A 12,654-nucleotide genomic window follows, 5' to 3' on the forward strand; every position below is an offset into this window, starting at 1 on the left:
CGAGTGTGCTGTGGGCCCTGCTGCGTGACGGGCGGCTCTTCACCTCCGCCCCGCCGGTCACGCAGGCGGCTTGACTTCATCATTGAGACTCCTCGACAGCGATCAAGCTCATGGACAGGCAATTTGCCCGCCACGGATCACCCTCTACCGGCCACCGCCCCCGACGCCAGAGCCACCCACCCATCCGTCCAGCCGTCCGCCCACCCACCGAGGGCGGCCCCGTCGCTTCCCCCCACCACGTCACCGCAGCGCGGCCGACCCGATCACCTCGCCGAGCATCGTCTGCTCGTCCTCCGGGAGCCGGCGCGCCGCATGCACCATGTGCAGCGCGGTCCGCAGCCGCAGCCGGTCGTCGTCCGTACCGAGGTAGCCCAGATAGGCCGGGAGCGTCAGTCCGAGCGCCGGGAGCTCGGCCCGCGCACACCACCGCGCCAGCAGTTCGCCGATCCGCTCATCGACGGCCCATGGCCCGGCCTGCTCACCACCACCTTCGCCCGCGGCCCCCGCCCCGGCTTCCAGACCCGGCAGCCCCTCAGCCGTGCTCCGCAATCCCGCCGCGACGGCGAACCGGTTCCAGTCGCCGTACCGCCCCTCGGGTATCTCGGACACACACTCGGCGGCCCGGACGAAATAGGCGTGTGCCAGGTCGAGTTGGCCGAGCTTCTGGTACGCATGGCCGATGTTCACGTACAGCGACGGATAGAAGCCCCGTACCCGCTCGTCGCCCACCAGGTCAGCGCGGTCCAGACATTCCTGGTTCCAGCGGAGCGTCTCTTCGGGCGAGCTCTGGTGCCGCGCGAGATAGTGCGCGGCGATGCACGCCTCGTAGTCGTCGGCCGCGATGTCCCAGGCCCGCCGGAAGAGTGTGTGCGCCGCATCGGCCCGGCCGTCCGCCTCCGCCCGCATCCCCTCGACACACAACCTCACCACCGGAAGCTCCGGATCCATCCGGGTGCCGCTCTCCTCAGCCATCAGCCTCTCCCTGCCTCAACCATCGGTGCGGCCGGCGCCGGCACGTCGCGCAGCGGCATCACCAACGTCGTGAAACTTCCCTGGTCGGCGGAGCGGACAACGACGGGCCGGTCCGCTGAAGCGATCTCCAACAACACATCGGGCCCCACCCCGGCCTCCAGCGCCGGCACAAGTACGGCCGGATCGAAGGCGATCCGCAGCGCCGGTCCCGTACACACCGCCCGCAACCGGACGGTGTCCCGCTCCCCGCCCGCCACTTCGAGTTCCGCCCCGGTCTTCCGCTGTCCCGCCACGCCATCCGCGCGGACGGTGAACGACACCACGCCGGCCCGCCCGTCGATTGCGTCCCGCAGCCCGCCCCGGTCGGTGATGATCCGATGCCGCCCGGCCGCCAGCCCCTCCAGCATCAACCGGTAATCCGGAAACACCCCGCACTCCCCGCGGGTGCTCCACCCAGCACCCTCGCCCTCCCACCGCGCCGGGAAGTCCTCCACGCCCCGCAGCCGAACCCCCGCGACGGCCTCCGTCCCCGTCCCTTCCTCCTCCGCACACTCCACCTCGACCGCCCCCTGCCGTACGGCCCAGTCCGCCAGCCCCCGCGCCGCGGCCGCGTCGATCAGCACCCGCCGCGGCCCGCCCTCGAAGTCCGCGGACCGCAGTACCCGCACCGCCAGTCGGTAACGGTCCGTGGCCACCAGCCGGACCTCGCCGTCGACGAGTTCGAGCAGCACACAGCCCAGCACCGGGAACTCCGCACGCGCCGCACCAGCGGCCACCGCGGGCGCCACCTGCCGTACCGCGCTGGCGAGTTCGGCGCCCCCGATACGAGCCCGCGCCCGAACCCGCCCGCACTCCGTCTCCCCCTCCACATCGCGCAGGAACCCCTCCAGCACCGTCTGGGCCGCACTGGCCGACCGCCGCGTCCGCTCCAGATGCCCCCGCAGTACGCCACGCGCCGCGTCCCCGGGCCCGTCCAGTACGACCGCGACATCCACCAACGCCAGCCCGGCCTCCCGCAACCGCCGCAGCCGCACCGCCCGCCCGCGCTGACCCGCCGCGTAGTGCCGATACCCAGTCGTCGCGTCCACCCGAGCCGGCCGCAGCACCCCGCAGTCGTCGTAAAACCGCAGGGCACTGGGCGTCAGCCCGACCCGCCGGGCAAACGCGCCGATGCTCAACAGCTCTTCGGTGTCGTCCATGCACGCGATTGTCGGCCTTCACCCAACCTGAAGGTCAAAACCCTCCACCCGCCAAAGCGGCCCCACCGGACCACCTGACTCGGGTGATCCGATGGGGCACCGCAGCCCAGCTTTCGGAAGCCGGCACCGCGATGCGGCCGGGAGCACCGGTGGGGGGCTTCCCGCCTGTGCGCTTGGGACCTCTCGGTGATCGTGCTATCCCTACCGCGCCGGAGTCGTCTTCGACTACGACTACGGTGACGGCCCATTCGAAGCCGTCGACTCGTCGGAGGGAACCGCGTGCCCGAACCCGGAGCGGTGAGATTCTGCCGCTGCGGAAGAGAGGCGGGAGAGGGAGCGAGAATCCGCCAACTTGAGTGCGGCAGAACATCGGCCGCCCGAGCCGCATGGCGCTCCCCCCACCGCGGTGAACGCCCAGGGCTTCCACTCCAGACTGCGACAGCGGCTCGGTCACCGGTTCAGGCCGGCACATCAGGCCACAGCAGGCTCCCGAACGGACAGCCGATCGCAGCTACGGAGGTGGCTACGGACCGTACGGACCGCTACCACCGCGAACCGGCTCCCGGATTCGCGTGCGCGCTGTGCCCTCTCGGCCGGCACTACGCATGCACTACGTGCGCACACGCATCAAGTCGCGAAGCCTACCCAGCTGTAGGGTCTCGGCGCTCGTGTCGGACGCCGCCTTCGTGGCCTGCGGTTCCGTCTGCTGTCTCGCGCTGCGTCGGACGCTGGAGTCTCGCGCCCGTTTCGCTTTCTCGCCCGGTCGCGGTTAACAGTTCGGGCCGTCGATCCACTGACCTGGGCTGTCCTGTCTCAGGGCATCCGTCAGACGACGGGCTTTCGACAGGGGGAGTCGCCATTTCGTCTGAGAACGCTGATGGTTCGGATTCTCAAACGACATGGCATTCGGGGAAATTGCCCTCTGGTCGGCTCAGCGGACCGGTGTCGTCTGGGCCAGGGCGATGAGCCAGTCGTCGCCTTGGCGGGTCAAGACGTAGGTCATGACACCGACCGAGGGCAGGTCCGACGAGCCCTCCGTCTCGTACCGTTCGTCGTGGACGGTCTTGGTGAGGCTGACGATGGCGACGTCGGGGGTGGTGAACCGAATATCGTCGACCTCCAGCGAGGTCCGGATGTCCTTGAGCGGGGAAGAGAGCGCTTCGGCCATGGCCGAAGCGAAGGCATCACGCCCGAAGAGGCGCCGACCAGCCAAGTTGACGATCACCAAGTTTGCGGCGTGCAGCGCAGGCAGCACGTCCGGGTCGATCTGCGCCTTCTGGGACCGCGCTACCAACTCGCGGATCCGCTGCTCGTCGGCGTCGTTGGCGGGGAGGGTGGAGTTCATGGTGTCCATTGAGGCAAACCTAGAACCTCAACTTAAGTTGAGGTCAATTCCTTCCGCACTGCAACAGGACATGGGCGGTCTCACGGCCGGTGTCGTATCCGACATCGATCCGACATTGGACGTGAGATTCCGACATGGGATTTGAGATCCCACACCAGCCCTCCCTCACGTCTGCGCCATGTCCACGAACCGCGAGTAGTGGCCCTGGAACGCCACGGTAATCGTCGCAGTGGGGCCGTTACGGTGCTTCGCCACGATCAGGTCGGCCTCGCCCGCGCGGGGGGACTCCTTCTCGTAGGCGTCCTCGCGGTGCAGCAGGATCACCATGTCGGCGTCCTGCTCGATCGAACCGGATTCACGCAGGTCGGAGACCATCGGCTTCTTGTCCGTGCGCTGCTCGGGACCACGGTTCAGCTGCGAGAGCGCGATGACCGGCAGCTCCAGTTCCTTCGCGAGCAGCTTGAGGTTTCGGGACATGTCCGAGACCTCCTGCTGACGGCTCTCGGCGCGCTTCGAGCCGCCGGACTGCATCAGCTGGAGATAGTCGATGACCACCAGCTTCAGGTCGTTGCGCTGCTTGAGCCGGCGGCATTTCGCGCGGATCTCCATCATCGACAGGTTCGGTGAATCGTCGATGTACAGGGGGGCGGCCGAGACATCCGGCATCCGCCGCGCCAGCCGCGTCCAGTCCTCGTCCGTCATGCTGCCGGATCGCATGTGGTGCAGCGCCACCCGGGCCTCGGCGGACAACAGACGCATCGCGATCTCGTTGCGCCCCATTTCGAGCGAGAAGATCACGCTCGGCAGATTGCTCTTGATCGAACAGGCCCGCGCGAAGTCCAGCGCGAGCGTCGACTTACCCATGGCAGGACGGGCCGCGATCACGATCATCTGGCCCGGGTGCAGACCGTTGGTCAGGGAATCAAGGTCGGTGAAGCCGGTGGGAACGCCGGTCATCTGGCCCTGGCGCGAGCCGATCGCCTCGATCTCGTCGAGGGCGCCCTCCATGATGTCGCCGAGCGGCAGATAGTCCTCACTGGTCCGCTGCTCGGTGACGGCGTAGATCTCCGCCTGGGCGCTGTTGACGATTTCGTCGACGTCGCCGTCCGCGGCGTATCCCATCTGCGTGATCCGGGTGCCGGCCTCGACCAGCCGGCGCAGTACGGCCCGTTCGTGGACGATCTCCGCGTAGTACTCGGCGTTCGCGGCCGTCGGCACGGACTGGACGAGGGTGTGCAGATACGATGCGCCGCCGACCCGCGCGATCTCCCCGCGCTTGGTCAGCTCCGCCGCGATGGTGATGGGATCGGCCGGCTCACCCTTGGCGTACAGATCGAGGATCGCCTGGAAGACGAGTTCATGGGCCGGGCGGTAGAAGTCGTCGCCCTTGAGCACCTCGACGACATCCGCGATGGCGTCCTTGGACAGCAGCATGCCGCCGAGCACCGACTGCTCGGCGTCCAGGTCCTGCGGGGGCACCCGCTCGAAGCCACCGGCCCAGGAGCCGCCCTCATCGTCGCCGCGGTCCTGGCGGTCACCGCGGCCGCGGCCCTTGCCCTCGCCGCGGCGGGAACGGGCGGCCGGCAGTCGGTCGCTCGGACCGGAGTCCGCCCAGGGGTCCTCCACGGGCTCGGGCATGCTCACCCCGGCACCTCCTCCCGTCCGCGAAGCGGACCTTGCTGTGCCCTTCTTTCTTACGGCACAGCTCTGACAATCGAGACGCCCGACTCCGGTTACGGCGCGTCGAGTTCGGACGATTCCTCAGGCCGGAACAGGCGGCGGGTGCCGGACTACGGTAGGCCCGTGGAGGCCGTCCGCCAATCTGGTTATCCACAGGCCATGTGGATGACGGCCTCATAGCTGTGGAGAAGTCCCCAGAACCTGTGCACGGCACGGGGGAAACATCTGTGGACAAGCACACAATCACTCCACCCTCACGCCTCCGACCTGCGCTTTTTTCATCCATAGGCTGTGGGGGAGAAAAACTTCTGCAACCTGTTCAAGATCGCGACAAACGACGCGGAGAAGGCAGCCTCACACAACGGAAAGTAAGGATCACAAGGCAGTTGCATCACTTACCTGTGGAAGATTAGATTGAGTCCATGTCACAGGCTCCCGCGACACCGCGGCGCACCGACCGTCGCCACGACCGCGAGATCATCGCGCTCGCCTTGCCCGCCTTCGGCGCACTGGTCGCGGAACCCCTCTTCGTCATGGTCGACAGCGCCGTCGTCGGACACCTCGGCACCCCCCAGCTCGCCGGCCTCGGCATCGCCGCCGCGCTGCTGACCACCGCCGTCTCCGTTTTCGTCTTCCTCGCGTACGCCACCACCGCCGCGGTCGCCCGCAGGGTCGGCGCCGGCGATCTCACCGGGGCCATCCGCCAGGGCATGGACGGTATCTGGCTCGCCCTGCTCCTGGGTGCCGCCGTCATCGCGGTCGTGCTGCCCACCGCACCGTGGCTCGTCGAGATATTCGGCGCCTCCGGCACCGCCGCCCCATACGCCACGACCTACCTTCGCATCAGCTCGCTCGGCATACCCGCGATGCTCGTCGTGCTCGCCGCCACCGGCGTGCTCCGCGGCCTCCAGGACACCAGAACCCCGCTGTACGTCGCCATCGGAGGATTCTCCGCCAACGCCGTACTCAACGTCGGCCTGGTCTACGGCGCCGGCCTCGGCATCGCGGGCTCCGCCTGGGGCACCGTCATAGCCCAGTGCGGCATGGCCGCCGTCTACCTGACCGTCGTGGTCCGTGGCGCCCGGCGCCACGGAGCCGCGCTGCGCCCGGACGCCGCGGGCATCCGCGCCTCCGCCCAAGCCGGTGTCCCTCTGCTCGTCCGCACCCTCTCGTTGCGTGCCGTACTGATGATCGCCACCGCGGTCGCCGCCCGGCTCGGCGACGCCGAAATCGCCGCCCACCAGATCGTGCTCACCCTCTGGTCCCTGCTGGCGTTCGCCCTGGACGCCATTGCCATCGCCGGGCAGGCCATCATCGGGCGCTATCTCGGAGCGGGCGACCGGGACGGCGCCAAGGCCGCCTGTCGCCGCATGGTCCAGTGGGGCATCGCCTCGGGCGTGGTCCTCGGCGTGGTGGTCGTGCTCGCCCGGCCGGCCTTCATCCCCCTGTTCACCTCCGACCCCGCGGTACAGGGACCGCTCCTCACCACTCTCCTGGTCGTAGCCGTCACCCAGCCGGTCTCCGGCATCGTCTTCATTCTCGACGGCGTCCTAATGGGCGCAGGAGACGGTCCGTACCTGGCCTGGGCGATGGTGGTGACGCTGGCCCTGTTCGCACCGGTGGCACTGGCCGTCCCCGCCCTGGGCGGCGGGCTGGTCGCGCTGTGGTGGGCGATGGCTCTGATGATGACCGTGCGCATGCTGACGCTGTGGCTGCGCACCCGCTCCGGCCGGTGGATTGTGACGGGAGCCTCCCGTTGAACCATCCCGGAATCCCGAACACATGTTGATAATGACCGTGTGCGCCCGCTCGCCAGAAAAACCATCCTGCCCCTGACCATGATCATCGTCGGGGCAACTGTCGTGGTGGGCTACGCCGCCGAGGAAACCGATACGGCCAGTGTCGGCCGCAGCAGCTTCGGGAAATCCGGCGACTCCGACGACTCCGACCAGACCCCACCGGACCAGGAGCCCTCCGCGACGGCCCCGGCCGACGACGGCAACGCGTACACCCCGCGCCGCACCGAACAGAACGCCCGGATCGGCGCGATCTTCGACAAGGACGACTCCGGCGATCACTTCTGCACCGCCAGTGTGGTGCAGAGCCCCGGCCGGAACATGCTCATCACCGCGGCGCACTGTGCCTTCGACAGTGACGCCGGGGCCACGATCGACAACCTCGTCTTCGCCCCCGACTACCGCAACGGCGACGAACCCACCGGCCTGTGGAAGGTCAAGAAGGTGATCGTCGACGACCGCTGGATCAAGTCGAACGACGAGAACGCCGACGTCGCCTTCCTCGTGCTCGACAGCAAGAACGGCAAGGAAATCCAGGACGTGCTGGGTGGCAATACCCTCGGCATCGACCGGGGCTTCGACAACAAGGTCAAGATCACCGGCTATCCCACCAGCCGTAACACGCCCATTACCTGCCAGAACCGCACCATGAAGTTCAGCGACACCCAGCTGCGGATCCAGTGCACCGACTTCGAGGGTGGCACGAGCGGCAGCCCCTGGCTGGCCGACTACGACCCCAAGAGTCACACGGGCACGGTCATCGGCGTCCTCGGCGGCCATCAGGGCGGCGGCGACGAGGACGATGTCTCCTACGCCGCGTACTTCAACGACGAAATCGCCAAGCTCTACAAGCATGCCCAGGACGAGGACTGAGACCGGACCTGCCCACCGGCACATACGGCAAAGGGCCGCACCCCGTCTCCGGGATGCGGCCCTTCAGCGTTGTGCTGCGATTACGCGGCGACGACCTCGACGCCGAGCTTCGCAACGACCTCGGCGTGCAGACGCACGGAGATCTGGTGCGCGCCCAGGGTCTTGATCGGCGTACCGAGCTCGACGCGACGCTTGTCGACGTCCGGGCCACCGGCAGCCTTGATCGCCGAGGCGACGTCGGCCGGGGTGACGGAGCCGAACAGGCGGCCCGCGTCGCCGGCGCGAACGGCCAGCTTCACGTTGACGCCCTCAAGCCGGCCCTTGACCTCGTTGGCCTGCTCGATCGTGGCAATCTCGCGGATCTTGCGACCGCGACGGATCTGCTCGACGTCCTTCTCGCCGCCCTTGGTCCAGCGGATCGCGAAACCACGCGGGACCAGGTAGTTACGGGCGTAACCGTCCTTGACGTCCACGACGTCGCCGGCGGTGCCGAGGCCGGAGACCTCGTGGGTGAGGATGATCTTCATGATTCGGTCACCCTTCCCTTATCGCGCGGTGGACGTGTAGGGCAGCAGCGCCATCTCACGGCTGTTCTTCACAGCCGTCGCGACGTCACGCTGGTGCTGAGTGCAGTTGCCGGTCACCCGGCGGGCACGGATCTTGCCGCGGTCGGAGATGAACTTCCGCAGCAGGTTCGTGTCCTTGTAGTCGACGTAGGAGATCTTCTCCTTGCAGAACACGCAAACCTTCTTCTTAGGCTTGCGAGCAGGCGGCTTCGCCATTGTCTCTCTCCAGTGAGTTCAAGAAGTTTGTGCTGACGCCCCAAGGCCCCTGGCCGTTTCACAGCCCTGTTTCACGTGAAACAGCGCGGAGACGAGCCAGCTGTACGGACCTAGAAGGGCGGCTCGTCCGAGTAGCCGCCGCCGGAGCTACCGCCCCAGCCACCACCGCTACCGCCACCCTGCTGGCCGCCGCCGGCAGGAGCGCTGGTCGCCCACGGGTCGTCGGCGGGAGCACCGCCGCCGCCCTGCTGCTGACCGCCGCCGGGGCCGCCGCCCCAGCCGCCGCCACCCTGGCCGCCACCGCCCTGCTGACCGCCGCCGAAGCCGCCGCCCTGACCACCGCGACCACCAGTCTTGGTGATCTTGGCCGTGGCGTTCTTCAGGCTCGCGCCCACTTCCTCGACGTCGAGCTCGTAGACCGTGCGCTTCACGCCCTCGCGGTCCTCGTACGACCGCTGCTTGAGGCGGCCCTGCACGACCACGCGGGTACCCCGCGTGAGGGACTCGGCGACGTTCTCCGCCGCCTGACGCCACACCGAGCAGGTCAGGAACAGGCTCTCGCCGTCCTTCCACTCATTGGTCTGACGGTCGAAGGTGCGGGGAGTGGACGCGACGCGGAACTTCGCGACCGCCGCACCGGACGGGGTGAAGCGCAGCTCGGGGTCGTCGACAAGATTGCCGACAACCGTGATGACGGTCTCGCCTGCCATTAGGGGAACCTCTCGGCGGGTGTGCTGCTGGCTGCTGGTGTTGCTGCTACTCGAACCCGGTTACCGCTGGACGCTGTCGCGTTCAGTGGGTCTCGGGACGGAGGACCTTGGTCCGGAGGACCGACTCATTCAGGTTCATCTGACGGTCGAGCTCCTTGACGACCGCAGGCTCGGCCTGGAGGTCGATGACCGAGTAGATGCCCTCGGGCTTCTTGTTGATCTCGTACGAGAGACGACGACGGCCCCAGGTGTCGACCTTCTCGACCTTTCCGTTGCCCTCACGGACGACGGAGAGGAAGTTCTCGATCAGCGGGGAGACAGCGCGCTCCTCGAGATCGGGGTCGAGGATGACCATCACCTCGTAGTGACGCATGTAGAACCCACCTCCTTTGGACTCAGCGGCCACGGTCGTTCCGTGGCAGGAGGGTCATGATGCGTTCCACGCCGAGCCGGTCCGGGTCATCCGGACAGACATGGGCGCAGACCGTACACAGTACCTCCCCTGGGGCTCCCGGTTGAAATCCGGCCGGTCCACCCCCCAATCTGGAACAGAACGGGTGTGAGCGGCGTTACAGTGCGCCGCCCTGTCATCGGAGGTGCCGCATGGCACAGGCAGTACGGACCCAGCGGAGTCTTCTCTCGCTTCTGAACAGCGACGGCAAGGCTCATCCCGTCGAGAACACCATGGTCGCCGTGACGGTGGCCCTCGGCGCGATTGCCATCTTCACCACCTTCTCCCACAGCCTGCACCTGGTCAGTTCCTGGGCCGGCCTGCTCGGGATCTTCGCCGGCATGTGGGGCCAGTTCATCTCCGCGACGACCGGTGAACGCTTCCTGCTGATCATCGGACTCGGAGCATCGGCCGTCGGCTTCTTTATCGGTATGGCACACGGCGGGCTCTTCGGCGGTGTACTCGGCTAGCCCGCGAGTACGCGTACGGGCCCGCTCCCGTACGTCTGAACGGGGCGCTCCCCAGTAGGCTTCGGCGCGAGAGCCGGAGCCCCGACCATGGGGACACACCTGCCGAGGAGCGCCCCGCATGAGCCTGACCCTGAGGACCATCAGCCGAGAGCAGCATCTGGCATACATCCAGAGCCTGCCCGCGGCCAGCCACATGCAGGTCCCGGCCTGGGCTGACGTCAAGGCTGAGTGGCGCTCGGAGAGCCTGGGGTGGTTCGACGCGAATGGCGAGCTGGTCGGCGCCGGCCTGGTCCTCTACCGCCAGCTGCCCAAGATCAAGCGCTACCTCGCCTACCTCCCCGAGGGGCCGGTCATCAACTGGTTCGCACCGAACCTGGAGGACTGGCTCCAGCCGATGCTCAAGCACCTCAAGCAGCAGGGTGCCTTCTCCGTGAAGATGGGTCCGCCGGTCATCATCCGACGGTGGGACTCCACGGCGATCAAGTCCGGCATCCAGGACCCGGACGTCAAGCGCCTGCGGGATGTGGAGGCAACCCACATCGAGCCGCGTGCCTTCGAGGTGGCCGACCGGCTGCGTCGGATGGGCTGGCAGCAGGGCGAGGACGGCGGTGCCGGGTTCGGCGACGTACAGCCGCGCTACATCTTCCAGGTGCCACTGGCCAACCGCTCCCTGGAGGATGTCCACAAGGGCTTCAACCAGCTGTGGCGCCGCAACATCAAGAAGGCCGAGAAGGCCGGCGTCGAGGTCGTCCAGGGAGGCTTCAACGATCTGGCCGAGTGGCAGCGGCTCTACGAGATCACCGCGGAGCGCGACCACTTCCGGCCGCGGCCGCAGAGCTACTTCGAGCGGATGTGGCAGGCCCTCAACTCCGAGGACCCCAACCGCATGCGGCTCTATTTCGCCCGCCACGAGGGCGAGAACGTCGCCGCCGCCACGATGCTGATCGTCGGTGGCCATGTCTGGTACTCCTACGGCGCCTCCGCCAACCACAAGCGTGAGGTTCGGCCGTCCAACGCGATGCAGTGGCGGATGCTGCGCGACGCCTATGCGCTCGGTGCCACGGTCTACGACCTCCGCGGCATCAGCGACTCCCTGGACGAGAACGACCACCTCTTCGGCCTGATCCAGTTCAAGGTCGGCACGGGTGGGCAGGCGGCGGAGTACCTCGGCGAGTGGGACTTCCCGCTCAACAAGTTCCTGCACAAGGCCCTCGACATCTACATGTCGCGTCGCTGACCGCTTCACCTCACCCCTTCGTATCCCCGACACACCCCAGCCACGAGAAAGGTTCCGGGCACGGCCATGGCGCTCACCCTCTACGTCGACACCGCGCGCTGGCGGGCGCATCAGCAGAACGTTCTCCAGCAGTTCCCCGGGCTGGTCCCGGTCTGCAAAGGCAACGGTTACGGCTTCGGCCATGAGCGCCTCGCCGAAGAAGCCACCCGCCTCGGCTCCGACATCCTCGCGGTCGGCACGACCTACGAAGCGGCCCACATCAAGGACTACTTCAGCGGCGACCTGCTCGTCCTGACCCCGTTCCGGCACGGTGAGGAACCGGTGCCGCTGCCCGACCGGGCGATTCGTTCCGTCTCCTCGGTCGAGGGCGTTGGCGGCCTGGTCGGCGCCCGCGTCGTCATCGAGGTGATGAGCAGCATGAAACGGCACGGCGTCTTGCCGGACGACCTGCCGAAGCTGGCCGCGGCCATCGAGGACGTCCGGCTCGAAGGCTTCGCGATCCACCTGCCGCTGGACCGGGCCGACGGGTCCGACGCGGTCGAGGAGGTCATCGGCTGGATGGACCGGCTGCGCGCCGCCCGCCTCCCGCTGCACACCATGTTCGTCAGTCACCTCAAGGCCGCCGAACTCGCCCGTCTCCAGCAGCAGTTCCCGCAGACTCGCTTCCGCGCCCGTATCGGGACCCGGCTCTGGCTCGGCGACCACGAGGCGACCGAGTACCGCGGCTCGGTGCTCGACGTCACCCGCGTCGCCAAGGGCGACCGTTTCGGCTACCGCCAGCAGAAAGTGGCCTCCGACGGCTACTTGGTCGTGGTGGCCGGCGGCACCTCGCACGGTGTCGGTCTGGAGTCGCCCAAGGCGATGCACGGTGTGATGCCGCGCGCCAAGGGCGTGGCCCGCGCCGGCCTGGCAACCGTCAACCGCAATCTCGCGCCATACGTGTGGGCCGGCAAGCAACGCTGGTTCGCAGAGCCTCCTCACATGCAGGTGTCGATCCTGTTCGTCCCGGGAGACGCTCCCGAGCCGCAGGTCGGCGAGGAACTGGTGGCCCATCTGCGGCACACCACCACGCAGTACGACCGCCTCGTGGAACGCTGAGCCGGCCGAGCACCCCGGCTTTCCGGAACGTCATGGGCCCG

13 protein-coding genes are annotated in these 12,654 nt (G+C 67.9%); 5 read left to right on the top strand and 8 right to left on the bottom strand.

Features of this window, described 5'->3' with window-relative positions; all coding sequences use genetic code 11:
• Positions 1 to 240: 240 nt before the first annotated feature.
• From IH09_RS17685 to dnaB, 4 genes are all read right to left on the bottom strand, one after another.
• Positions 241 to 972 carry a hypothetical protein gene (locus IH09_RS17685; protein ID WP_240150851.1) on the bottom strand — a complete coding sequence of 244 codons (732 nt, stop codon included), beginning with the start codon at positions 970 to 972 and terminating at the stop codon, positions 241 to 243.
• Positions 972 to 2,171: a MerR family transcriptional regulator gene (locus tag IH09_RS17690; RefSeq protein WP_052857261.1), complete on the bottom strand. Its 1,200-nt coding sequence runs from the start codon at positions 2,169 to 2,171 to the stop codon at positions 972 to 974. Before IH09_RS17690 ends, IH09_RS17685 begins: the two co-directional genes overlap by 1 nt.
• A 931-nt stretch (positions 2,172 to 3,102) precedes the next feature.
• On the bottom strand, positions 3,103 to 3,525 hold the full coding sequence (locus IH09_RS17695) for an SgcJ/EcaC family oxidoreductase (RefSeq protein ID WP_052857262.1): 423 nt from the start codon (positions 3,523 to 3,525) through the stop codon (positions 3,103 to 3,105).
• A gap of 156 nt (positions 3,526 to 3,681) precedes the next feature.
• Positions 3,682 to 5,154 carry a replicative DNA helicase gene (gene dnaB / locus IH09_RS17700; RefSeq protein ID WP_172450975.1) on the bottom strand — a complete coding sequence of 491 codons (1,473 nt, stop codon included), beginning with the start codon at positions 5,152 to 5,154 and terminating at the stop codon, positions 3,682 to 3,684.
• A gap of 464 nt (positions 5,155 to 5,618) precedes the next feature.
• Between dnaB and IH09_RS17705 the strand changes: the two genes are divergently transcribed.
• Together IH09_RS17705 and IH09_RS17710 are read left to right on the top strand one after the other, a co-directional pair.
• A complete protein-coding gene (locus IH09_RS17705) occupies positions 5,619 to 6,956 on the top strand; it encodes an MATE family efflux transporter (protein WP_052857264.1) in 1,338 nt (445 codons plus the stop codon).
• Between the two features lie 39 nt (positions 6,957 to 6,995).
• Positions 6,996 to 7,865, top strand: a complete 870-nt coding sequence (locus IH09_RS17710; RefSeq protein ID WP_052857265.1) for a trypsin-like serine protease — start codon at positions 6,996 to 6,998, stop codon at positions 7,863 to 7,865.
• Positions 7,866 to 7,945: 80 nt separating this feature from the next.
• Here IH09_RS17710 and rplI read toward each other — a convergent pair whose 3' ends face one another.
• The 4 genes from rplI to rpsF all read right to left on the bottom strand — a co-directional run bounded on the left by rplI (position 7,946) and on the right by rpsF (position 9,730).
• A complete protein-coding gene (rplI, locus tag IH09_RS17715; protein ID WP_052857266.1) occupies positions 7,946 to 8,392 on the bottom strand; it encodes a 50S ribosomal protein L9 in 447 nt (148 codons plus the stop codon).
• Between the two features lie 18 nt (positions 8,393 to 8,410).
• Positions 8,411 to 8,647 carry a 30S ribosomal protein S18 gene (gene rpsR, locus IH09_RS17720; RefSeq protein WP_003978893.1) on the bottom strand — a complete coding sequence of 79 codons (237 nt, stop codon included), beginning with the start codon at positions 8,645 to 8,647 and terminating at the stop codon, positions 8,411 to 8,413.
• A 110-nt stretch (positions 8,648 to 8,757) separates the two neighbouring features.
• Positions 8,758 to 9,357, bottom strand: a complete 600-nt coding sequence (locus IH09_RS17725) for a single-stranded DNA-binding protein (RefSeq protein ID WP_052857267.1) — start codon at positions 9,355 to 9,357, stop codon at positions 8,758 to 8,760.
• An 82-nt stretch (positions 9,358 to 9,439) separates the two neighbouring features.
• On the bottom strand, positions 9,440 to 9,730 hold the full coding sequence (gene rpsF / locus IH09_RS17730; protein ID WP_003978891.1) for a 30S ribosomal protein S6: 291 nt from the start codon (positions 9,728 to 9,730) through the stop codon (positions 9,440 to 9,442).
• Between the two features lie 230 nt (positions 9,731 to 9,960).
• Between rpsF and IH09_RS17735 the strand changes: the two genes are divergently transcribed.
• From IH09_RS17735 to IH09_RS17745, 3 genes are all read left to right on the top strand, one after another.
• The gene (locus tag IH09_RS17735) at positions 9,961 to 10,278 is read left to right on the top strand and encodes a hypothetical protein (protein WP_052857268.1); all 318 of its coding nucleotides are present in this window, start codon (positions 9,961 to 9,963) and stop codon (positions 10,276 to 10,278) included.
• Between the two features lie 118 nt (positions 10,279 to 10,396).
• Positions 10,397 to 11,515 (top strand): lipid II:glycine glycyltransferase FemX, encoded by a 1,119-nt coding sequence (locus IH09_RS17740; protein WP_052857269.1) that lies wholly within the window; start codon positions 10,397 to 10,399, stop codon positions 11,513 to 11,515.
• A gap of 66 nt (positions 11,516 to 11,581) precedes the next feature.
• Positions 11,582 to 12,613, top strand: coding sequence for an alanine racemase (locus IH09_RS17745; protein WP_052857270.1), 1,032 nt, complete (start codon positions 11,582 to 11,584; stop codon positions 12,611 to 12,613).
• The last annotated feature ends 41 nt before the right edge of the window (positions 12,614 to 12,654 follow it).

It is taken from the genome of Streptomyces celluloflavus, from assembly GCA_000720995.1.
In the GTDB taxonomy this organism is placed as follows: domain Bacteria; phylum Actinomycetota; class Actinomycetes; order Streptomycetales; family Streptomycetaceae; genus Streptomyces; species Streptomyces celluloflavus.